Source organism: Enterobacter sp. RIT637 (genome assembly GCF_019718755.1).
Lineage (GTDB): Bacteria > Pseudomonadota > Gammaproteobacteria > Enterobacterales > Enterobacteriaceae > Enterobacter.
In genome coordinates this window covers 128198-147874 of record NZ_JAIHAZ010000006.1, presented here as the reverse complement: position 1 = coordinate 147874, position 19677 = coordinate 128198, and the positions used below count along the sequence as shown (strand labels likewise).

21 protein-coding genes are annotated in these 19677 nt (G+C 57.2%); 8 read left to right on the top strand and 13 right to left on the bottom strand.

The features are described from left to right. The first annotated feature begins 93 nt into the window (after positions 1–93). Complete coding sequence (locus K5E19_RS11880) at positions 94–981, top strand: LysR family transcriptional regulator (protein ID WP_221551452.1); 888 nt, start codon at positions 94–96, stop codon at positions 979–981. Here the strand turns inward: K5E19_RS11880 and K5E19_RS11875 are convergent. Further along, the gene (locus K5E19_RS11875; RefSeq protein WP_221551373.1) at positions 978–1385 is read right to left on the bottom strand and encodes a MarR family winged helix-turn-helix transcriptional regulator; all 408 of its coding nucleotides are present in this window, start codon (positions 1383–1385) and stop codon (positions 978–980) included. The two genes, K5E19_RS11880 and K5E19_RS11875, sit on opposite strands and share 4 nt — an antisense overlap. A 172-nt stretch (positions 1386–1557) precedes the next feature. Between K5E19_RS11875 and K5E19_RS11870 the strand changes: the two genes are divergently transcribed. The 3 genes from K5E19_RS11870 to K5E19_RS11860 are packed head-to-tail and all read left to right on the top strand — an operon-like array spanning position 1558 to position 3809. After that, a complete protein-coding gene (locus K5E19_RS11870) occupies positions 1558–2160 on the top strand; it encodes a non-oxidative hydroxyarylic acid decarboxylases subunit B (protein WP_221551372.1) in 603 nt (200 codons plus the stop codon). After that, entirely contained in the window at positions 2150–3577 is a 1428-nt protein-coding gene (locus tag K5E19_RS11865) for a non-oxidative hydroxyarylic acid decarboxylases subunit C (protein ID WP_023308982.1), read from the top strand. Before K5E19_RS11870 ends, K5E19_RS11865 begins: the two co-directional genes overlap by 11 nt. A gap of 10 nt (positions 3578–3587) precedes the next feature. After that, positions 3588–3809, top strand: coding sequence for a non-oxidative hydroxyarylic acid decarboxylases subunit D (locus K5E19_RS11860; protein ID WP_033146398.1), 222 nt, complete (start codon positions 3588–3590; stop codon positions 3807–3809). 139 nt (positions 3810–3948) lie between these two features. Here the strand turns inward: K5E19_RS11860 and mutS are convergent, their stop codons facing one another. After that, positions 3949–6510, bottom strand: a complete 2562-nt coding sequence (mutS, locus tag K5E19_RS11855) for a DNA mismatch repair protein MutS (protein ID WP_221551371.1) — start codon at positions 6508–6510, stop codon at positions 3949–3951. Between the two features lie 390 nt (positions 6511–6900). Here mutS and K5E19_RS11850 point away from each other — a divergent pair, with 390 nt between their 5' ends. After that, positions 6901–7728 (top strand): transcriptional regulator, encoded by an 828-nt coding sequence (locus tag K5E19_RS11850; RefSeq protein ID WP_221551370.1) that lies wholly within the window; start codon positions 6901–6903, stop codon positions 7726–7728. Between the two features lie 29 nt (positions 7729–7757). Next, positions 7758–8207, top strand: a complete 450-nt coding sequence (locus K5E19_RS11845) for a hypothetical protein (RefSeq protein WP_029485175.1) — start codon at positions 7758–7760, stop codon at positions 8205–8207. Positions 8208–8250: 43 nt separating this feature from the next. Here the strand turns inward: K5E19_RS11845 and K5E19_RS11840 are convergent, their stop codons facing one another. After that, the gene (locus tag K5E19_RS11840) at positions 8251–8481 is read right to left on the bottom strand and encodes a SymE family type I addiction module toxin (protein WP_010434511.1); all 231 of its coding nucleotides are present in this window, start codon (positions 8479–8481) and stop codon (positions 8251–8253) included. Between the two features lie 174 nt (positions 8482–8655). Here K5E19_RS11840 and K5E19_RS11835 point away from each other — a divergent pair, with 174 nt between their 5' ends. Next, positions 8656–9000 (top strand): nitrous oxide-stimulated promoter family protein, encoded by a 345-nt coding sequence (locus tag K5E19_RS11835; RefSeq protein ID WP_221551369.1) that lies wholly within the window; start codon positions 8656–8658, stop codon positions 8998–9000. An 8-nt stretch (positions 9001–9008) separates the two neighbouring features. On the opposite strand, the gene K5E19_RS11830 is transcribed toward K5E19_RS11835, so the two are convergent. The 10 genes from K5E19_RS11830 to hypA all read right to left on the bottom strand — a co-directional run bounded on the left by K5E19_RS11830 (position 9009) and on the right by hypA (position 18939). Next, positions 9009–10226, bottom strand: coding sequence for an MFS transporter (locus tag K5E19_RS11830; RefSeq protein WP_221551368.1), 1218 nt, complete (start codon positions 10224–10226; stop codon positions 9009–9011). Positions 10227–10241: 15 nt separating this feature from the next. Further along, positions 10242–11003, bottom strand: coding sequence for an ABC transporter ATP-binding protein (locus K5E19_RS11825; RefSeq protein ID WP_221551367.1), 762 nt, complete (start codon positions 11001–11003; stop codon positions 10242–10244). Next, entirely contained in the window at positions 11003–12040 is a 1038-nt protein-coding gene (locus K5E19_RS11820) for an iron ABC transporter permease (protein WP_221551366.1), read from the bottom strand. The genes K5E19_RS11825 and K5E19_RS11820 overlap by 1 nt, the downstream gene beginning before the upstream one ends. After that, on the bottom strand, positions 12040–13038 hold the full coding sequence (locus K5E19_RS11815; RefSeq protein ID WP_221551364.1) for an ABC transporter substrate-binding protein: 999 nt from the start codon (positions 13036–13038) through the stop codon (positions 12040–12042). The genes K5E19_RS11820 and K5E19_RS11815 overlap by 1 nt, the downstream gene beginning before the upstream one ends. Before the next feature lie 153 nt (positions 13039–13191). Further along, on the bottom strand, positions 13192–15264 hold the full coding sequence (gene flhA / locus K5E19_RS11810) for a formate hydrogenlyase transcriptional activator FlhA (protein WP_221551362.1): 2073 nt from the start codon (positions 15262–15264) through the stop codon (positions 13192–13194). A 62-nt stretch (positions 15265–15326) separates the two neighbouring features. Beyond that, positions 15327–16337 carry a hydrogenase expression/formation protein HypE gene (gene hypE, locus K5E19_RS11805; RefSeq protein WP_221551360.1) on the bottom strand — a complete coding sequence of 337 codons (1011 nt, stop codon included), beginning with the start codon at positions 16335–16337 and terminating at the stop codon, positions 15327–15329. After that, complete coding sequence (gene hypD, locus K5E19_RS11800; RefSeq protein WP_221551358.1) at positions 16334–17455, bottom strand: hydrogenase formation protein HypD; 1122 nt, start codon at positions 17453–17455, stop codon at positions 16334–16336. The genes hypE and hypD overlap by 4 nt, the downstream gene beginning before the upstream one ends. A 3-nt stretch (positions 17456–17458) precedes the next feature. Beyond that, the gene (locus K5E19_RS11795) at positions 17459–17731 is read right to left on the bottom strand and encodes a HypC/HybG/HupF family hydrogenase formation chaperone (RefSeq protein ID WP_221551451.1); all 273 of its coding nucleotides are present in this window, start codon (positions 17729–17731) and stop codon (positions 17459–17461) included. Continuing rightward, positions 17722–18585 carry a hydrogenase nickel incorporation protein HypB gene (hypB, locus tag K5E19_RS11790; protein ID WP_221551356.1) on the bottom strand — a complete coding sequence of 288 codons (864 nt, stop codon included), beginning with the start codon at positions 18583–18585 and terminating at the stop codon, positions 17722–17724. The genes K5E19_RS11795 and hypB overlap by 10 nt, the downstream gene beginning before the upstream one ends. 3 nt (positions 18586–18588) lie before the next feature. Next, the gene (hypA, locus tag K5E19_RS11785) at positions 18589–18939 is read right to left on the bottom strand and encodes a hydrogenase maturation nickel metallochaperone HypA (protein ID WP_221551354.1); all 351 of its coding nucleotides are present in this window, start codon (positions 18937–18939) and stop codon (positions 18589–18591) included. A 211-nt stretch (positions 18940–19150) separates the two neighbouring features. Here hypA and hycA point away from each other — a divergent pair, with 211 nt between their 5' ends. After that, positions 19151–19615 (top strand): formate hydrogenlyase regulator HycA, encoded by a 465-nt coding sequence (hycA, locus tag K5E19_RS11780; RefSeq protein ID WP_221551353.1) that lies wholly within the window; start codon positions 19151–19153, stop codon positions 19613–19615. Positions 19616–19677 lie beyond the last annotated feature (62 nt).

The following is a 19677-nucleotide window of genomic DNA, read 5'->3' as shown; positions in this document are numbered from 1 at the left end:
AAGGTGGCGTATCGTATCGACCCCGGAAGCACGGATAAACCTGACAAAGCGCGATATACTGTCAAAAATATTTTGACAGTAAAAGGCGTAATGATGATTAACTTACAGCGGACGCAGATGTTTGTCGCGGTGGCCGATACCGGCAGCTTCACTGCCGCAGCCGAGGCATTGGGGCTGACAAAAGCCGTGGTCAGTTTCAACATTCGCCAGCTTGAGGACGAGCTGGGCGTGACGCTGCTGCTGCGGTCCACCCGCCGTCTGACGTTAACCGAGGCGGGCGCGCTTTTTCATCAGAGAAGCGTCGTGCTTCTGAGGGATGCAGAACAACTGCAGGACGATGTTCGCGCGAATCATGCGGGACTCACCGGAGAATTGCGGATCACCACCACGCCCGAGTACGGCTCGCAGGTTGTGGTGCCCTTGCTGGCAGAATTTAACCAACAGCACCCCGAACTTCGCGTGCGTCACGTTTCGTCCTCTTTGCATGCCGACCTTATCTCGGAGCGCTTTGACGTCGCTATCCGGCTGGGAACGCTCGCCGACTCACGCTACCACGCCGCGATGATCGCCTCTTTCACCATATTGCCCGTAGCGGCGCCGGACTGGCTGGCTAAGCACCCGGTTGACACCCTTGAACAGCTGGCAAAAGCCGACTGGATCATTCACGAGCGTTTGCCTTCTCCACTGCGCTGGCAGGTGAAAGCGAGCAGCGGAGAGCTTGTCTCGTTTGAAATTACGAAAGCCCCGCGTCTCTATGCTGACAGTGCTCAGGCGCTGATGGCTTTCGCACGTGCCGGAAGCGGCGTGGCGTTACTGCCTGAATGGCTGGCGCGAAATGCGCTGGACGGCGGGCAGCTGGTGTCGGTATTACCCGGCTACACCTTTGCACAGCAGGGCATCTATGCGGTTTATCCCGATGCCCAACACGTGCCCGCGAAAGTCCGCAAGTTTATCGATTTTATGCGTGCGAGGGTGAATTAGTCGTGCATCATCTTTTTGACAAGCGCAGAAAATTGCTCGCGTTCGGCCTTGCTCAGGCGTCCTAAAAACGCCTCATCCACGTCATTGCCGACCGGTTTACAGCCTGCAAGCAGGGCTTCACCTTCTGGCGTCAGGAAGACAAACCGGCGGCGCTTATCTGCGGGATCGTGCTCGCGTTTTACCAACCCACGCGCCTCCATGCGGCTGAGCATCTCTGCCAGCGTCGCTTTCGTACTCACCGCCACTTCGGTCAATGCCACCTGTTCGATGCCCGGATGTTCGGCAATTGAGCGCAGAACCGCATATTGCGGCTTGGTCAGCTCCGGCAAAGCATGCTGCCATTGCGCAGTATGTTGTTGAAAAAGCTGGCGCAACAGGTGGAACGCTTCTTGTCTTAGTTCCATGAACACTCCGACGAAAAAAATCACTCTCTATGATAGCCGCTTACGCCCTGGATTATAACGCGGGAGTTTTTAGCATTTAGTGTGATCGTATGCGAACGATCTTGTCATGAACAGGTTACGGGAGTAGGTTAATCAATATGTTCGTATACGAACAAAGTAATTGAGGTGATGAATGAGATTGATAGTAGGAATGACGGGAGCAACGGGCGCGCCGCTGGGTGTGGCTTTATTGCAGGCACTGCGTGACATGCCGGAGGTGGAAACCCATCTGGTGATGTCGAAGTGGGCAAAAACCACGATTGAGCTGGAAACGCCTTACACAGCGCAGGACGTTGCTGCACTGGCAGACGTGGTTCACAGCCCGGCTGACCAGGCCGCCACCATCTCCTCCGGCTCGTTTCGCACCGACGGCATGATCGTCATTCCCTGCAGCATGAAAACGCTGGCGGGCATCCGCGCGGGTTACGCCGAGGGGCTGGTGGGGCGTGCGGCGGATGTGGTGCTGAAAGAGGGGCGAAAGCTGGTGTTGGTCCCCAGGGAAACGCCGCTCAGCACCATTCATCTTGAGAACATGCTTGCACTTTCCCGCATGGGCGTGGCGATGGTGCCGCCCATGCCTGCCTATTACAACCACCCGCAAACCGCCGATGACATCACCCAGCATATCGTGACCCGCGTGCTCGACCAGTTTGGTCTGGAGCACAAAAAGGCGCGCCGATGGAACGGACTGCGGGAGGCGAAACATTTTTCACAGGAGAACAACGATGGCATTTGATGATTTGAGAAGCTTCCTGCAGGCGCTCGATGAGCAAGGGCAACTGCTGAAAATTGAGGAAGAGGTGAACGCGGAGCCGGATCTGGCGGCGGCCGCCAACGCGACAGGCCGCATCGGCGACGGCGCACCCGCGCTGTGGTTCGACAACATTCGCGGCTTTACCGATGCCCGCGTGGTGATGAACACCATCGGATCCTGGCAGAACCACGCCATTTCGATGGGGCTGCCAGCGAACACCCCGGTAAAAAAACAGATCGATGAGTTTATCCGCCGCTGGGATAAATTCCCCGTTACGCCAGAGCGCCGCGCCAACCCGGCCTGGGCGCAGAATACGGTGGACGGTGAAGACATTAATCTGTTCGATATCCTGCCGCTATTTCGCCTGAACGACGGTGACGGCGGTTTTTATCTCGATAAAGCGTGCGTTGTTTCGCGCGACCCGCTCGACCCAGACCACTTCGGCAAGCAGAACGTCGGGATTTACCGCATGGAAGTGAAGGGCAAGCGCAAGCTCGGCCTGCAGCCGGTTCCGATGCACGATATCGCTCTGCATCTGCATAAAGCGGAAGAGCGCGGTGAAGATCTGCCGATTGCGATTACCCTCGGCAACGACCCGATCATCACGCTGATGGGCGCCACGCCGCTGAAATACGATCAGTCCGAGTATGAAATGGCGGGCGCACTGCGTGAAAGCCCGTACCCGATTGCCACCGCACCGCTGACCGGCTTCGATGTGCCCTGGGGTTCTGAAGTGATCCTCGAAGGGGTCATTGAAGGCCGCAAGCGTGAAATCGAAGGGCCGTTCGGCGAGTTTACGGGGCACTATTCCGGTGGCCGTAACATGACGGTGGTGCGTATCGACAAAGTCTCTTACCGCACCAAACCGATTTTTGAGTCGCTCTACCTCGGCATGCCGTGGACCGAGATTGATTATCTGATGGGCCCGGCTACCTGCGTGCCGCTTTACCAGCAGCTAAAAGCAGAATTCCCGGAAGTGCAGGCGGTGAACGCGATGTACACCCACGGCCTGCTGGCGATTATCTCCACTAAAAAACGCTACGGCGGTTTTGCCCGCGCGGTCGGTTTACGCGCCATGACCACGCCGCACGGTCTGGGTTACGTGAAGATGGTGATCATGGTAGATGAAGATGTCGATCCGTTTAACCTCCCGCAGGTGATGTGGGCGCTGTCGTCGAAAGTGAACCCGGCAGGGGATCTGGTGCAACTGCCGAACATGTCGGTGCTGGAACTTGACCCGGGCTCCAGCCCGGCGGGCATTACCGACAAGCTGATTATCGATGCCACCACGCCTGTCGCGCCGGACACCCGTGGCCACTACAGCCAGCCGGTACAGGATCTGCCTGAAACCAAAGCCTGGGCTGAAAAATTGACCGCGATGCTGGCTGCACGCCAATAAGGAGGAAAAGATGATTTGTCCACGTTGTGCCGATGAGCATATTGAAGTGATGGCGACGTCGCCCGTTAAAGGGGTCTGGACGGTTTACCAGTGCCAGCACTGCTTGTATACCTGGCGCAATACCGAACCGCTGCGCCGTACCAGCCGCGAGCACTACCCGGAAGCCTTCCGCATGACGCAGAAGGATATTGATGAGGCGCCGCAGGTGCCGACAATCCCGCCGCTGCTGTAAAAAAAGCCCGGTGGCGCTGCGCTTACCGGGCGATAACATCGTGCGGTCTGTTTTGCCGGGTGGCGGCTTCGCCTTACCCGGCCTACAAAGCCCGTAGGCCCGGTAAGCGTAGCGCCACCGGGCGAAAGACCGCAGAGAACTAAACCAGACTCTTCAACCGGTAAATCCACTCCAGCGCCTGACGCGGCGTCAGTAAATCCGGGTCGAGGTTCTCCAGCGCTTCCACTGCTGGCGACGTCTCTTCCGCAGGAACCAGCAGCGACATCTGCGTACCATCAATCTGCGTCGCCGCCGCATTCGGTGACAGGCTTTCCAGCTCACGCAGTTTCTGGCGCGCGCGCTTGATCACCTCTTTCGGTACACCTGCCAGCGCCGCGACGGCCAGACCATAGCTCTTGCTCGCCGCACCATCCTGCACCGTGTGCATGAAGGCAATGGTATCGCCGTGCTCCAGCGCATCCAGATGAACGTTCGCCACTCCTTCCATTTTCTCCGGCAACTGGGTCAGTTCGAAATAGTGGGTCGCAAACAGCGTCATGGCCTTGATTTTATTGGCGAGGCTTTCCGCACAGGCCCACGCCAGGGACAGGCCATCATAGGTAGACGTCCCACGTCCCACTTCATCCATCAGCACCAGGCTGTGCTCGGTCGCGTTATGCAGAATGTTGGCCGTTTCGGTCATCTCAACCATGAAGGTTGAGCGACCGCTCGCAAGATCGTCCGCAGCCCCGACGCGGGTAAAGATGCGGTCGATTGGGCCAATCTCCACGTTTTGCGCCGGGACGTAGCTGCCGATATACGCGAGCAGTGCAATCAGCGCCGTCTGCCGCATATAGGTACTCTTACCGCCCATGTTCGGACCGGTAATGATCAGCATACGCCTCTGCGGCGACAGGCTGAGCGGGTTAGCGATGAACGGTTCGTTCAGCACGCGCTCCACCACCGGATGCCGCCCTTCGGTAATGCGAATGCCGGGCTTGTCGGTAAAGGTCGGGCAGGTATAGTTCAGCGTTTCAGCACGTTCAGCCAGGTTGACCAGCACGTCCAGTTCGGCCAACGCGGCGGCGCTTAGCTGCAGATCGGCCAGGTGCGGCATCAGCATGTCGAACAGCTCGTCATACAGCTGCTTTTCAAGCGCCAGCGCCTTGCCTTTCGAGGTGAGGACCTTGTCCTCGTACTCTTTCAGCTCGGGAATAATGTAGCGCTCAGCGTTTTTCAACGTCTGGCGGCGCACGTAGTGAATCGGTGCCAGGTGGCTCTGCCCGCGGCTGATCTGAATGTAGTATCCGTGAACCGCGTTATAGCCCACTTTCAGGGTATCAAGACCCAGACGCTCGCGCTCGCGGATCTCCAGCTTGTCGAGGTAGTCCGTTGCGCCGTCGGCCAGCGCGCGCCATTCGTCCAGCTCTTCGTTGTAGCCTGGGGCAATCACGCCGCCGTCACGTACCAGAACCGGAGGCGCATCAATGATGGCGCGCTCAAGCAGTTCGCGAAGCTCGGTGAATTCGCCCATCGTTTCGCGGAGTTTTTGCACCGGTGCGCTGTCAACACCGCTAAGTTGTGCACGCAGTTCCGGCAGCTGCTGGAAAGCATGACGCATACGCGCGAGGTCGCGCGGGCGTGCCGTACGCAGAGCCAGACGGGCGAGGATACGCTCCAGATCGCCCACCTGACGCAGTACCGGCTGTAATTCGGTGTAACTGTCCTGCAATGCGGCAATGGTTTGCTGGCGGCCGATAAGCGTATTGGTGTCGCGAATCGGCATATGCAGCCAGCGCTTGAGCATGCGGCTGCCCATTGGCGTCACCGTACTGTCGAGGACGGACGCCAGGGTGTTTTCAACGCCGCCCGCCAGATTCTGGGTGATCTCCAGATTACGGCGCGTGGCGGCGTCCATAATGATGCTGTCCTGCTGACGCTCCATGGTGATAGAGCGGATATGCGGCAGGGCAGTACGCTGGGTATCTTTTACATATTGCAGCAGACAGCCTGCCGCACACAGCCCGCGGGGCGCGTTTTCCACGCCAAAGCCGATCAGGTCGCGCGTGCCAAACTGCAGGTTGAGCTGCTGGCGCGCGGTATCAATTTCGAATTCCCACAGCGGGCGGCGACGCAGGCCACGGCGGCCTTCAATCAGCGCCATTTCAGCGAAATCTTCGGCGTAGAGCAGCTCTGCCGGGTTAGTACGCTGCAATTCAGCAGCCATCGTCTCACGGTCAGCCGGTTCACTCAGGCGAAAACGCCCGGAGCTGATATCCAGCGTCGCATAGCCAAACCCTTTGCCATCCTGCCAGAGTGCGGCCAGCAGGTTATCCTGGCGTTCTTGCAGCAGCGCTTCGTCGCTGATGGTTCCGGGCGTGACGATGCGCACGACTTTGCGCTCAACCGGCCCTTTTGACGTGGCGGGATCACCAATCTGCTCGCAAATGGCGACGGATTCCCCCTGATTCACCAGCTTCGCCAGATAGTTTTCCACCGCATGATGCGGGATACCGGCCATAGGAATCGGCTCACCCGCCGATGCGCCGCGTTTGGTCAGGGAGATGTCGAGCAGCTGCGACGCACGTTTCGCATCGTCATAAAAGAGCTCGTAAAAGTCGCCCATACGGTAAAACAGCAGGATTTCCGGATGCTGTGCTTTCAGCTTCAGGTACTGCTGCATCATGGGGGTATGTGCGTCGAAATTCTCTAGTGTACTCATTAGCGTATCGTGTCCATTTTATTAAATTTCAATGAGTTGGCTTTTGTTTTTATTGTCAGGTGTCTTCCTGTCTCATTGGAACTCATGAAATCCTGAGCGTCTTACCATGCAATGTCTGGTGACCATGATAACGGAGTCTGTATGGCAGGAAAACAGAAGGAGAAGGCTCTTTCGACTAAAGTGCGTACCGGATTCCATCTATGCGAAAAAGGGGCTTTTCGCACGTACCTTCCGCATAAGAGCACCCGTTATATTATTAATTCATTTAGGAACGTATTCTTTCGCTGATTTATACCGTAACTTCTTGCTTTGACAAGAAATAGCCGCAGCGTATAATTATCATTCATATCAACAGTTTCCCGAGTCTGTTTGCTGTCGAGCGAGTAGCGTATGTTTTGGATAATTAACGATAATATTAAATTTTGTCCTGACAAAAACGTCCTTGTCTCGTTGAATAAACCTGAATTAAGCGTAATTCTGACGACGCCTGCAAGTCGTTGTCTCGCGCTTTTACTGGAATCCTCGCCAGAGGTGGTGAACCAGAAAGAATTCTTCGATAAAGTGTGGGGCGAGGATGGAATGATCGTCCCGGCAAATACGCTTTATCAGAATATCTCTATTATCCGGCGCGGTTTACGTTCGGCTGGAGAAACGAGCGACACGCTGGTTGCGACGGTACCGAGAAAAGGTTTCCAGATTCATAAAAGCGTAAAGGTCACCCGCGTTGAAACGGATGGGGTGGATACAGAAGAACCTGCAGAGATTTCGTTGCCCGAATCGCCTCTGAAGGTGCCTGTTGAACAACCGGCGGTGAATACGTATCAGGTGCCGGTCGAAAAAAAATCGCCGCGTAAATTACGTCGCTTGTTTTTTCCTGTGCTCTTAATGATTATCTCCTTTGCACTGGGCTATTTCATGCTGCATCACATATTCCGAGATAATCCGGATAAAGATTTTTTCCAGAATTACACCATTAACCGAACCGAAAACGGTTGCCACTATTTCTCGCAAAGTGATGATATTAAAAGTATTGGAAATTTCTCGCGCTTTATTAAAATCATCATGAAAACCGGGCTTGATTGTAAAAAGTACCCGTGGATTTATTTCTCTTCTTCCAGCAATGCGCCTGCCCTGTCCGTGCTCGCCTGCAGAAAGCCTTATGAAGCAAAACCCAATGCAGAATGCACGGCATTGTATTTTAGGGGGTATATGCATTGAAGAAACGGACGATAGTGTTACTGTGCCTCATGTTTTTTGCCGCGGGCGCGCTGATTTCCTGGCTGTATCATTTACGTCTGGAAAAACGGGAAAACACAGAGGCCTGCTCAGCGTCAATCGTGGTTTATCACGAGGATGCCCGCGCTCACATTACGCTCGACTTCATGTACACGATGAAGACGCAAACCGGCATTGTTGCGGTAAGCGGTACGTATTATAAGAACGATAAAGTGATAGGGGTTATCCGCAGGGATGTCTCCTACGTTTGGACGGAAAATAAGGACTCCTTTCACTTTACGTCGCTCAATATTCATCATGTGAATGATGATGAATCACTGCCCAATGACGTTATCAGCGATGTTCTGCCCGACTTCTTTGTTTATCCGAATAAAAAAATGAATTATTCAATTACAAAACAAGGGCCTAAGGGGTTTATGTTCTCCGTGGGTAAGCGCCCAATATTCTTCTGCGCGCGCTGACTGGCCGGGAATAGGTGATGTCGCCGCCTGCACGGCGGCATGGTCATTTCCCGTCTTCTTCCACCAGCTCAATGATGATTTTCCCCTGTTCGACGCCCACTCTGACCCGCGAATGGGTTGTAAAGCCCGCTTTCTCTAGCCAATCACCTTTCAGGCTCAGGGCCGCGTGCATACTATAGCGACGCGGGATCTTGGTTTTGCGATCTTCATGGCGCTTTCTAAAATAGCCGACTTTTAAATGACGGTACGTTTTTGTCGCGGTAATCGCTTGCATAGGCACTCCACTTGGTTGGCTAACAGGGGAACGTATTGGCTGTATAAAATACCAGTAACCCTGGCATCTTGCTGGCTTAATAGCGGAAGGCGTCTTCAGAAAGCGGAATGCAACGACTGAAAATCACTGCGTAAAGGAGTATCATAAATGCAATTTATGATAGGGTGATCTCCCATGTCCGGTAAACGCATCGCAAGAGAAAAAGTGACGATCGCCAAAATGATCGCCTTATATGAGAAAAAATGTCCTCTGGCTTCAACAGAGGAGGGGCATTATCAGGCGCTTAGGGCCTATGCCGATAAGCGTCTCGATAAATGTGCGTATGGGGAAGAAAAGCCGGCCTGTAAACAGTGCCCCATTCACTGCTATCAACCCGCGAAGCGAGAAGAGATGAAGCAGGTGATGCGCTGGGCGGGGCCGAGAATGCTGTGGCGTCATCCGATTCTGACTCTTCGTCACCTGATTGACGATCGTCGTCCAGTACCGGCGTTGCCGCAAAAGTATCGACCGAAAACGTAACGTATTTATTACCGAAGCGGTCGACAGATAATATTCAAGGCGACAGCGCTGCAGAGTGGGAAAATGGCCAGTAGCAGCCAGGGATATACGGCCTCCAGCGAGGGCACCAGCGCGCGATCCAGCAGGCTGCCAAACAGCAGATTTCCTGCCAGTACCGCAATGCCCCCGGCGGTTGAAAGTGCGCCATAGTGGGCCCCAAGCGTCGATTCCTCGGCGAAGCGGGGGATGAGATCTTTCGCAGACGGCACCAGCAGCATCTGCCCCAGCGTTAACAGCGTGACCATGCTCGCGGAGGGCAACAGCCGCAGCCAGCCTTCCGGCGGCTCCTTTGCGGCAAACAGCGCCACGCTGGCAAAGGCCGCGGAGAGCAGCAAAAAGCCCACGGGCAAAATTCTGACCGCGCCGATCCGCCTTGCAACACGCGCAAGGGGAAGCTGAAACGCGACGATCAGCACCGAGGCCAGCATAAACAGTGGGCCCAGATCTTTCTCGCTGCCTCCGGAGCGCTGGATCTCCACCGGTAGCGCCAGGTAGAGCTGGTTATAGCTCAACAGCCACGAACTGTAGGCGATAATAAAGGCGACGAATCGCGGCTGTCGAAACGTTGTCCACCAGGGCTGAATAGCGAGCGGACGCTGGCTATGGCGGGCATCCGGCAGGCTGAAGTAGAGCACCGCGAGTGCGACGACAAACACGCCGGCGCCTGCCAGCGCAACCTGACGAAAGCCAAGCCCCGTCAGCAGGGCACCCGCAATCGGGCCTAGCACCGCGCCCAGTTCCCCGCAAACGGCAAAGAGCGCAAACCACTCAGCGCGGCTCCGTTTACCTTTTGCCTCACTTTGCGTTGCCGCTTTCGCCAGCAGTGCTTCAATGGAGGGCGAGAAGAGCGCACCGCCGATGCCGGTCAGACACGCCCCGAGAATAATAGGCCACAGCGATTGCCCTAATGCCAGCAGCAGATAACCCGCTACGCGGATGACGCAGCCGCTCAGGATAACGATTTTCGCGCCGTAGCGGTCCGACAGCGCGCCGCCAACGATAAACATCCCCTGCTGCGAAAACGTGCGCAGACCAAGCACCAGCCCGATCAGCCCGCCGGAAAGCAGCAGGTCATCGCGCAGGAATATCGCCAGGAAGGGCACAACGGCATAAAAGCCAATGTTGAAAACAAATTGGCTGCCCAGCAGGACGGGCGGCCAGAGGGTGGCGGCAGGGCGCAATGGCATGCTGTTTACTCGGCTCTACACAATAAAGTGAATGTGCTTTTTACCATGGTACGGCGAGAGCTCAATTTTGGTTTTCACTCTGAAAACGTCCCAGAGCAGCTCCTCCGACAGGATCGCCTGCGGGGTGCCGGTTGCGACGATCTGCCCTTTTTGCATAACAATCAGCGAATCGCAGAACATCGAGGCGTGGTTAAGATCGTGGATGGCGACGATGCTGGTCACCGGCAACTCGCTAATGAGATGCATCAGCTGCATCTGATGGTGAATGTCCAGGTGGTTGGTGGGTTCATCCAGCAGGATTTCGGTTGGCGTTTGCGCCAGCGCGCGGGCGATATGCACCCGCTGCCGTTCCCCACCCGACAGGCTCATCCAGCCCTGCTCGCTGCGGTCCAGCATATCGACACGCTGCAAGGCGGCAGTGACGGTTTCGTCATCCTGCGCGCTCCAGTTCGAAAAAGGGGAGTGGTGCGGAATGCGCCCGAGCTTCACCACGTCGCGCACGCGCATGTTGGCATCGGTCATACCGTGCTGCTCAACGAACGCCACGCGGCGCGCCAGCTGCTTTTTGGCGATGCGGGAGATGTCCTGACCGTCCAGGGTAACGCTGCCGCTATCCGGGCGACGCAGGCCTGCCAGAATGCGCAAAAGCGACGATTTTCCGCAGCCGTTAGGGCCGAGCAGTCCTACCGTTTCGCCGCGTGAAACCTTCAGCGAGACGTCATTGACGATGACCTTTTTGCCTACCTTCCAGGTAATATTTTCAGCGCAGATACTCATCACTTATTCCTTGAACGGTAGATAATCACGGCAAAGAACGGCACGCCCACCAGCGCAGTGACTACGCCGACGGGCAGGCTCTGTGGGGCAATCAGCATGCGCGAGGCGATATCGGCCAGCACCATCAGGATCGCGCCCGCCAGCGCGCTGGCAATCAGCAGCGTGCGGTGCAGCGGCCCGAACAGGAAGCGCATGACGTGCGGCACCACCAGCCCCACAAAGCCGATTGAACCCGCCATGCTGACGATGGTCGCGGTAATCAGTGCGGTGGTGGTGAACAAGGCAAGACGCACCCAGGGTACGGCAATGCCTAAAGAGGCGGCGGCATCGTCACCGAAGGTGAACGCATCCAGCGCCCGGGAATAGTAAAGACAGACGGCAAGGCCTGCCAGCACGACCACCAGCGCCAGCTGGAATTCCGGCCAGCGTACGCCGCTGAAGCTGCCCAGCAGCCAGAACATCACGTCGCGCGCCTGCTGCGCGCTGGCGGAGGTGCTGATGGTATAGGCGGTAATGGCGTTGAACAGCTGTGAGGCGGCGACCCCTGCCAGAATGGTACGTTCATTCCCCCCGCGCGCGCCGTTCGTCAGGAAGGCGACAAACGCAAAGGCGGCAAACGCCCCGGCAAACGCGCCCGCAGAGAGCGACACCGCGCCGGTGCCAATCCCCAATACGACGACCGACACCGCACCGGTTGACGCACCCGCCGACACGCCGAGCACGTAAGGTTCCGCCAGCGCGTTCTTCAGCAGGCTTTGCAGCACGGCGCCACAGATGGCTAACCCCGCGCCGCAGCAGGCCGCCACCAGCGCGCGGCTCAGGCGAAAGTCCCAGATCACGCTCTCATAGATGCGGTTGAGCGGAACGTCGGTCAGCCCCAGCTTATTGCCGATAGCGTAAAAGACGTTGGAGAGCGGAATCGACAGCTCGCCGACGCTGACGCCAAGGGCAATCACCAGAAACAGCAGAATAAGGGCAAGCAGAGCAGAGGTGGTCAGGATCAGGCCCTGGCGGGCCTGAAGTACGGCAACGGTCATCAGTTCAGCCCCAGCTTTCTGAGCTGTCCACCCACCTGTTCAGCACCGTAAATCGTGCGGATTGTCGGGTTCATGGCCTGGCCGTCCATCACCACGATATGGCCTTTCTTCACCGCGTCCAGCTGGCTGACGGCGGGATCGCTTTTCAGGAATTTGATTTTTTCTTCGGCGTTATCTAGCGCCCAGCGGTTGCGGTCCAGGCTGGAGACAACAATCACGTCCGGGTTCGCGGCGATAATGCTTTCCCAGCCGACGGTTGGCCATTCGGTCTCAGCGGTAATGGCGTTATGGCCGCCCAGCACGTTGGCAATAAAACCGGAGGCGCTGTTTTTCCCGCCGACATAGGCATCCGCCGAAGGCGAGGCGCTTGAGAACCAGAAGACAAACGAGAGATCTTTTTTGTTTTTACCAAATTCCTGACGCAGGTCGGCCTCGCGTTTTTTGAAATCGGCAATGACGGCCTGGCCGCGCGCTTCAACGTTGAAAATCTTCGCGAAGTCTTCAATCTCTTTATAAAGGTACGTCATATCCCACAGCGTCTGGCGGCTGCCGTACATATCGCCTGCGGCCTTTTTGGTGGCGCACATGCCTGGTGATAAATAGCTGTTCACGCCGACGGTAGCCAGATCTTCACGTTTTGCGACCTTACTTTCCGGCCCGAGCAGCAGCGGCAGCTGGGCAGGAACAAAATCGGGATTTTGCGAAAGGATGGATTCAAGGGTAGGAATTTCAACCGTCAGCGTCTTCACTTTTGCATTCTGCTCAGCCAACTGCGGCAGCACTTTTGTCGGCCAGAAGGCGCTGGCTTTAACCTTATCTTCCAGACCCAGCAGAAGCAGGATCTCAACGGTATTCTGCCCCAGGGCCACGACGCGTTCCGGCGCTTTGGTGAACGTCTCTTTATACCCGCAATTTTCGATGGTGAGTGGGTACGTGGTAGCCAGAGCTGAACTGATCGAAGCAACCGCCAGGCCTAACGCGCAGAGAACCTTTTTCATTAAACGCTACCCTTCATTAAAATTATTTTTGATGCAAATGAAACGCATTATTAAGGCGGAATTTTATACAGAGGAAACGATTTTGTGTCAATGAGGGACAATTACGCAGGGGAACAAAAGGCGGTGTCAGAAAAACACCGCCGGAATAAGGTTTTAAATGAGGCTCTCTTTATCAATCCCGAGACGCTTCATGCGTGACAGCAGGGTGGTGCGTTTTAACCCCAGACGCTGGGCGGCACCTTTCGGCCCGGCGACCACGCCGTTAGTCTCTTTCAGTACGCGCATAATAAGCTGGTATTCGTCTTCGCCTGCCTGCGCCACTTCTGCCGCCACGAGGCTCTCGTCTGGCAGAGAAATTTCAGGCAGCGACAGTTGCAGTACGCTCCCGCGCGTCAGCAGCACCGCACGTTCGATGACGTTTTCCAGCTCGCGCACGTTGCCAGGCCATTCCATCGAGGAAAGGGTGCGCAACGTCTCGGCAGGAATGCTGTCGATGTTCCTGCCCATCCGCCGCGCAATCTTCGCGGTAAACGCTTTGACCAGCAGCGGGATATCTTCCGGGCGTTCGCGAAGCGGCGGCAGGCAGATCGGGAAGACGTTCAGGCGGTAATAGAGATCGCTTCGAAACTCGCGGTCGGCGACCATTTTTTTCAGGTCGCGGTTGGTGGCGGCAATCAGCCGCACGTCGGTCTGGATAAGCTTGTTGCTGCCAAGGCGCTCAAATTCCTGTTCCTGCAATACGCGCAGCAGCTTCGGCTGTAGCTCCAGCGGCATGTCGCCCACTTCGTCGAGGAACAGCGAGCTTTTGTCCGCCAGCTCAAAGCGGCCCAGCCGCTGGCTGCTGGCCCCGGTGAATGCGCCGCGCTCGTGGCCGAAGAGATCGCTTTCCAGCAGACCCGCGGGCATCGCCGCGCAGTTCATCTTCACCATCCGGCGGCTGTTGCGGTTGCTCAGGTTGTGGATAGCGCGGGCAATCAGCTCTTTACCCGTACCGGTTTCGCCGAGGATCAGCACCGTGCTGTCGCTCTGCGCCACCATCTCAACCTGCTTAAGCACGCTGTACATGGCGTCGCTGCGCCCGATGATTTCACCAAACTCGCTGTCCACGTTGTTGAGCTGTTCGGTCAGGGCGAGGTTTTCGTCCACCAGCCGCTCTTTCAGGCGGTGGATCTCCTGGTAGGCGAGGGCGTTATCCAGGGCGATAGAGATACGCTCGGCAATCTGGCGCAGCAGCTTCAGGTTGGCGGTGGTGAACACGCCTTCCTCACACTGCGCCAGCTTCAGCACGCCCAGCATGGTGTTGCCGGACATCAGCGGCAGCAGGCACAGGGTCTGAATTTTGTTGCCCCAGGTGTTGAACAGCATCCGCTCGTACGGCGCGACCGGATCCTGTTCGTTCAGGTTGAGCAGCAGGATCTCTTTGCTTTTGAAGACCCGCTCAGAAAGGGTACCGGCTTCGTCCACTTCGCTCTGCTCGTGTGCCGGATTGGCCTCATCAAGATAGTGGGTGGAGTAGATATTCAGCTTGCCCTTGCGATGCCCGCGCAGCGCAATGCTGATAGCGTCGATTTTGAAATAGTGGTGGATCTCTTTCGAGACTTCGCTGACCAGCTCATCCATGTCGAGGCGCGACAGCACGGCGTTAGTGATGGCGACCAGAATGCGGAAGTTGTCGCGCTCGCGGCTCAGCAGGTCGTAGTCCACGTTGTTGGTGACGCGGCTCTGGATCTGCTCCGCCACCACGGCCACTATCTGGGTAAAGGTGTGCAGGCGTTCGTACTCCGCTTCGCTCCAGGGCTGGTCGGTCATGCGGATAAACTCGCAGCCGCCAAAAATCTGGCCCTCTGCCGCCAGCGGCAACATGCAGTAATGCCCGAAAGGCTGATAGAGATTGCTCTCTGCCAGCCTTGGCCACGCCATCCGGAACTCCGCAAAATTGCAGTGCAGGACTTCAGGTCGGGAGAGTATACGGCGCACCGGGCCATGCGCGAGGTAGGTTTCGTCCTCATACTCAAAGGCTTTGCCATTATCACGCGTTGAGTAGTAGCTCGCGCGATGCGTTCCGCTATGCCAGAGCACAATCGCGGCGCTGTCCGCCAGCGCAGACTGCCTGACCAGCCGGGTCAGGGCATCGCTTAGCGCGCCGAGATCGGGCTGCTGTAAAAGTGTGCGCGTGATGTCAAACAGGCCCTGCTGTCCAAGATCGCTCATCGGTGTATACGGCATATTGCTTTCCAATAGAAACTGGCAAAAAAAGAGATTCAGTGCTGACCGCTTATGGCGCGGTTCTAGCAAATTCGGGGTAAGGGTTCAGCGTGCGGCAGGTCCAGCGTGCGTTTAACGCCATACAGCCCGGCCAGGCGCACCCCTTTGCGCTCAACCACTTCGCCAATGATAGCGGCGTTTTTTCCTGAAGGGTGGGCGCGAAGCTGTTCCAGCACCGCTTCTGCAGCGGTACGTTCCACGCCGATCACCAGTTTACCTTCGTTAGCAAAGTTAAGCGGATCAAGCCCCAGTAGCTCGCACAGCCCGCGCACGGCAGGCTTGACGGGCAGGTCGCGCTCGGTCAGCTCAATGCCGCATCCGCAGCTTGCCGCAAATTCGTGCACGACGGCATTCACGCCGCCTCGGGTGGCGTCCCGCAGGGCTTTCACGCCGGGCACGGCACGCAGCGTCTGAATCAGCGGTGTGAGTACCGCGCAGTCACTGCGCAGCTCGCCGTCCAGCCCTAAGCCTTCGCGCAGGTTAAGAATGGTTGCCCCGTGGCAGCCCAGCGTTCCGGTCACGATCAACACGTCGCCTGCGCTAAGCTGCTGCGCACCCCAGTGAATGTCGGCCGGTATCGCCCCCATTCCTGCAGTATTAATAAAAAGTTTATCCGCCGCGCCGCGCTGGACCACTTTGGTATCGCCGGTGACGATAGCAATGCCCGCCTCGCGTGCGGTCTGCGCCATGCTGCTGACCACCGCTTCAAGTGTTGCCATCGGTAAACCCTCTTCAAGGATAAACCCGCACGAGAGGTAGCGCGGAACCGCGCCGCTGACGGCGATATCATTGGCCGTACCGCAAATGGCGAGCTTGCCGATATCACCGCCGGGAAAGAACAGCGGGTCGATGACGTAGCTGTCGGTCGAAAACGCCAGCCTGTCACCGTGGGCGGTGAGCGTTGACAGGTCAATGCGCGCCTGGTCTTCCTGCTCGGCAAGCCAGGGGTTGTTGAATGCTTCCATAAACAGCTGATTAATGAGCCGCTGCATCGCCTGACCACCGCTTCCGTGCGCCATTTCAACCGTGTTCATGCTTCACACTCCTGATTGCGGAACTGATACCACGCGGCGCAGGCTCCTTCGGAGGAGACCATCAGCGCGCCAAACGCGGTTTGCGGGTTACAGGTGTTGCCATATAACGGGCAATGATGAGGTTTGCATTTGCCGGTAAGCACGTCGCCACAGCGCGCGCGCGGATCGTCGCACACCTGCTGCGGCTGCGGGCGAAAATGCGCCTCTGCGTCGAAGGATTGATACGCGGGCGTCAGGCGCACGCCGGATTCGGCAATGACCCCCAGACCGCGCCACTCGCTGTCGCCCTCAACGCTAAACACGTCGGCTATCGCCTGCTGCGCTCGTTCATTACCCGCATCGGGCACCACGCGGCGATACTGATTTTCCACCGCGCTCAGGGCCGCTATTTTCTGCTCAACCAGCATGGTTACGCCTTGCAGTAGATCAAGCGGTTCGAAACCAGCCACCACTAACGGACGATTGTACTGTTCAGCGATAAAACCATAGGCGTCTGTGCCAATCACCATGCTGACGTGGCCCGGAGCCAGAAAGGCGTCAATGCCGTTTTCCGGCTCCTCCAGCAGGCTGCGCAGCGTGGGAATGAGCGTGATGTGCTGGCAGAAAAAGAAGAAGTTATCGACGCTGTGGGCTTTGGCCTGCTGCAGCGTGATGGCGGTGGCTGGCATGGTGGTTTCAAATCCCAGGCCAAAAAACACCACCTTGCGCGTGGGGTTATCTGCTGCCAGCGTCAGGGCATCCATCGGCGAATAGACGATCCGGATGTCGGCGCCGCGCGCTTTTGCCTGCAATAGCGAGCCATTTTTCCCTGGCACGCGCATCGCGTCGCCAAAGGTGCAGAAAATGACGTCGGGCTGGCTGGCAATTTCGATGCAACTGTCGATACGCCCCATCGGCAAAACGCAGACCGGGCAGCCGGGGCCGTGGATAAACTCGATGTTCTCCGGCAGCAGCTGGTCGAGGCCGAATTTGAAGATGGCGTGCGTATGCCCGCCGCACACCTCCATGATCCGCAGCGGTCTTTCTTTGGTGTAGTCCAGCAGCGCCGAGCGTGTTTTCAGGTGCCCGATAAGCTGCATCACCTGTTCTGGTGCGCGGTATTCATCAACGTAACGCATGTGCTATCGCTCCTCGCCGTACAGGAGCGCGCCCACGTCAGGCTCCACGTCGAACATGTTTTGCAGGGCGTCGAGCGTGTCGCGGGCTTCCGCTTCGTTAATCACGCTCATGGCGAACCCCACGTGGACCAGCACCCACTGGCCGAGACGCGATGTGCCCGTTTCATCGGTGCTGCCCACCAGCGTCAGGTCAACGTCGCGCAGGATGCCGCAGACCTCGACTTTGGCCTGGTTCCCGTCAATGGAATGGATTTGTCCCGGTACGCCTATGCACATCGTTCGCTCTCCAGCCAGTTCAGCCATGCGTCCATCCCGTCGCCGCGCGTGGCGGAGACCAGCAGGATCGTAATGTCCGGGTTCACTTCCCGGGCATACGCCAGGCACTTATCCACGTCGAAATTCAGGTACGGCAGCAGGTCGACTTTGTTCAGCAGCATGAGGGAGGCGGCGGCAAACATATGCGGGTACTTCAGCGGTTTGTCTTCTCCTTCGGTGACGGAGAGCACCGCGACTTTATGCCGTTCCCCAAGGTCAAAGCTCGCCGGGCAGACCAGGTTGCCGACGTTTTCAATAAACAGGATGCCGTTATCCGCCAGCGGCAGGCGCGGGGCCGCATCGGCAATCATCTGCGCATCCAGGTGGCAGCCTTTGCCGGTGTTGACCTGAATTGCCGGCGTGCCGGTTTCACGAATGCGCGCCGCGTCGTTAACGGTTTGCTGATCGCCTTCAATCACAGCGCAGGAAACACGTTCGTTCAGGCGTTTGAGGGTTTCGGTCAGCAGCGTGGTTTTACCGGAGCCGGGGCTGGAGACCAGGTTCAGCACCAGCTGTTGACGGGCGGCAAAGCGCGCGCGGTTGCGCGCCGCGAGCCGGTTATTTTTGTCCAGCACGTCGATCTCTACCTCCAGCATCTGGCGCTGGCTGATGCCCGGCGCGTGGGTGCCCGCTTCGCCGTGGCCGTAGTGCAGATCGCCCGCAGGGGATTGCTGAGGCGCAAAGGTGATGCCGGTCAGCGTTGCCGCAGGACGCGGGGCCGGTGAAAAGGGCGCGGAGCGAAACGCGGAGTGAGGGCGATGTTCATCCCCTTCGATATACAGGTTGCCTTCGGCGCAACCGCAGGTGCTACACATACATTACTCCTTCTCAATTTCGAGGCGTTGGATCTGCATACCGTCATCCGCCACGATCCGCAGCCCGGTATTCTGGCACTGCGGGCAGCGCTGAACCTTTGACGACAGCAGGGTCACGTACTGCTGACACTGCTCGCACCAGCACTCCGCCTGCTGCTCTTCAATATGAAGCTCGCAGCCTTCCGCCAGCGTGCCGCGGCACACCAGCTCAAAACAGAAGGTCAGGGCGCTGGTCTCGACGCAGGAAAACGCGCCGACCTTCAGCCAGACGCCGGTAACGCGCTTCGCGTGGTTTTGCACTGCCTGCTGTTCGATAAGCTCCAGGGCCCGCTGGCAGAGGGTGATTTCGTGCATGACGCCTCCTCAATGAATTGCGCCATTGAATGCAATAACGGTGCCAGCTTGATTTTTGTTAAGGCGTGACGATGTCAACGCTGTCGAAATGACACGTCGACACCGCGCGGTTGACAGTGTGATAAGAATTAAAGTCGACGAAATTCAATAAGTTAAAGATTGGCATGGAATCTGCTTAACAGCCGCTATCTCCATTAACCGGATACCTTCTATGACTATTTGGGAAATCAGCGAAAAAGCGGATTACATCGCGCAGCGTCATCAGCAGCTTCAGGATCAGTGGCACCTCTACTGCAACTCTCTGGTTCAGGGGATCACCCTGTCAAAAGCCCGTCTGCATCATGCGATGAGCTGCGCGGCGCAGGGCGATATGCGCTTTGTCCTTTTCGGCCACTTCACGGTCTTTGTCACCCTGGCAGACAGCTTTAACAGCCACACCATTGAGTACTTTGTTGAGAACAAAGAGGGTGAAAAACAGTGTATTGCGCAAGCGCAGTTGATGGCTGACGGCATGGTCGATGGCTACGTCAGCAACCGCGATCGCCAGCAGGTGCTCGAGCACTATCTGGAGAAAATCGCGCCGGTTTACAACGGTCTTTATACCGCGGTTGAGCACGACCTGCCGGTCGATCTGAAACAGCTGACGGCGGGAAATGCCTCCGCACACGTTGCCTGATAACCAAGTGTCGAAAGTGTCGATAAGACAGTTTTTCTTCGTCAAAAATGACCATCACCTGA

Excerpts from the sequence above, each read along its gene's own strand:
- hypB (WP_221551356.1), bottom strand. The coding sequence starts at position 18,585 with ATGTGTAGCACCTGCGGTTGCGCCGAAGGCAACCTGTATATCGAAGGG.
- hycA (WP_221551353.1), top strand. The coding sequence starts at position 19,151 with ATGACTATTTGGGAAATCAGCGAAAAAGCGGATTACATCGCGCAGCGT.
- K5E19_RS11795 (WP_221551451.1), bottom strand. The coding sequence starts at position 17,731 with ATGTGCATAGGCGTACCGGGACAAATCCATTCCATTGACGGGAACCAG.
- hypA (WP_221551354.1), bottom strand. The coding sequence starts at position 18,939 with ATGCACGAAATCACCCTCTGCCAGCGGGCCCTGGAGCTTATCGAACAG.
- hypD (WP_221551358.1), bottom strand. The coding sequence starts at position 17,455 with ATGCGTTACGTTGATGAATACCGCGCACCAGAACAGGTGATGCAGCTT.
- K5E19_RS11815 (WP_221551364.1), bottom strand. The coding sequence starts at position 13,038 with ATGAAAAAGGTTCTCTGCGCGTTAGGCCTGGCGGTTGCTTCGATCAGT.
- K5E19_RS11875 (WP_221551373.1), bottom strand. The coding sequence starts at position 1,385 with ATGGAACTAAGACAAGAAGCGTTCCACCTGTTGCGCCAGCTTTTTCAA.
- hypE (WP_221551360.1), bottom strand. The coding sequence starts at position 16,337 with ATGAACACGGTTGAAATGGCGCACGGAAGCGGTGGTCAGGCGATGCAG.
- K5E19_RS11880 (WP_221551452.1), top strand. The coding sequence starts at position 94 with ATGATTAACTTACAGCGGACGCAGATGTTTGTCGCGGTGGCCGATACC.
- mutS (WP_221551371.1), bottom strand. The coding sequence starts at position 6,510 with ATGAGTACACTAGAGAATTTCGACGCACATACCCCCATGATGCAGCAG.
- K5E19_RS11835 (WP_221551369.1), top strand. The coding sequence starts at position 8,656 with ATGTCCGGTAAACGCATCGCAAGAGAAAAAGTGACGATCGCCAAAATG.
- flhA (WP_221551362.1), bottom strand. The coding sequence starts at position 15,264 with ATGCCGTATACACCGATGAGCGATCTTGGACAGCAGGGCCTGTTTGAC.
- K5E19_RS11820 (WP_221551366.1), bottom strand. The coding sequence starts at position 12,040 with ATGACCGTTGCCGTACTTCAGGCCCGCCAGGGCCTGATCCTGACCACC.
- K5E19_RS11825 (WP_221551367.1), bottom strand. The coding sequence starts at position 11,003 with ATGAGTATCTGCGCTGAAAATATTACCTGGAAGGTAGGCAAAAAGGTC.
- K5E19_RS11845 (WP_029485175.1), top strand. The coding sequence starts at position 7,758 with ATGTTTTTTGCCGCGGGCGCGCTGATTTCCTGGCTGTATCATTTACGT.
- K5E19_RS11850 (WP_221551370.1), top strand. The coding sequence starts at position 6,901 with ATGTTTTGGATAATTAACGATAATATTAAATTTTGTCCTGACAAAAAC.
- K5E19_RS11830 (WP_221551368.1), bottom strand. The coding sequence starts at position 10,226 with ATGCCATTGCGCCCTGCCGCCACCCTCTGGCCGCCCGTCCTGCTGGGC.
- K5E19_RS11840 (WP_010434511.1), bottom strand. The coding sequence starts at position 8,481 with ATGCAAGCGATTACCGCGACAAAAACGTACCGTCATTTAAAAGTCGGC.
- K5E19_RS11870 (WP_221551372.1), top strand. The coding sequence starts at position 1,558 with ATGAGATTGATAGTAGGAATGACGGGAGCAACGGGCGCGCCGCTGGGT.
- K5E19_RS11860 (WP_033146398.1), top strand. The coding sequence starts at position 3,588 with ATGATTTGTCCACGTTGTGCCGATGAGCATATTGAAGTGATGGCGACG.
- K5E19_RS11865 (WP_023308982.1), top strand. The coding sequence starts at position 2,150 with ATGGCATTTGATGATTTGAGAAGCTTCCTGCAGGCGCTCGATGAGCAA.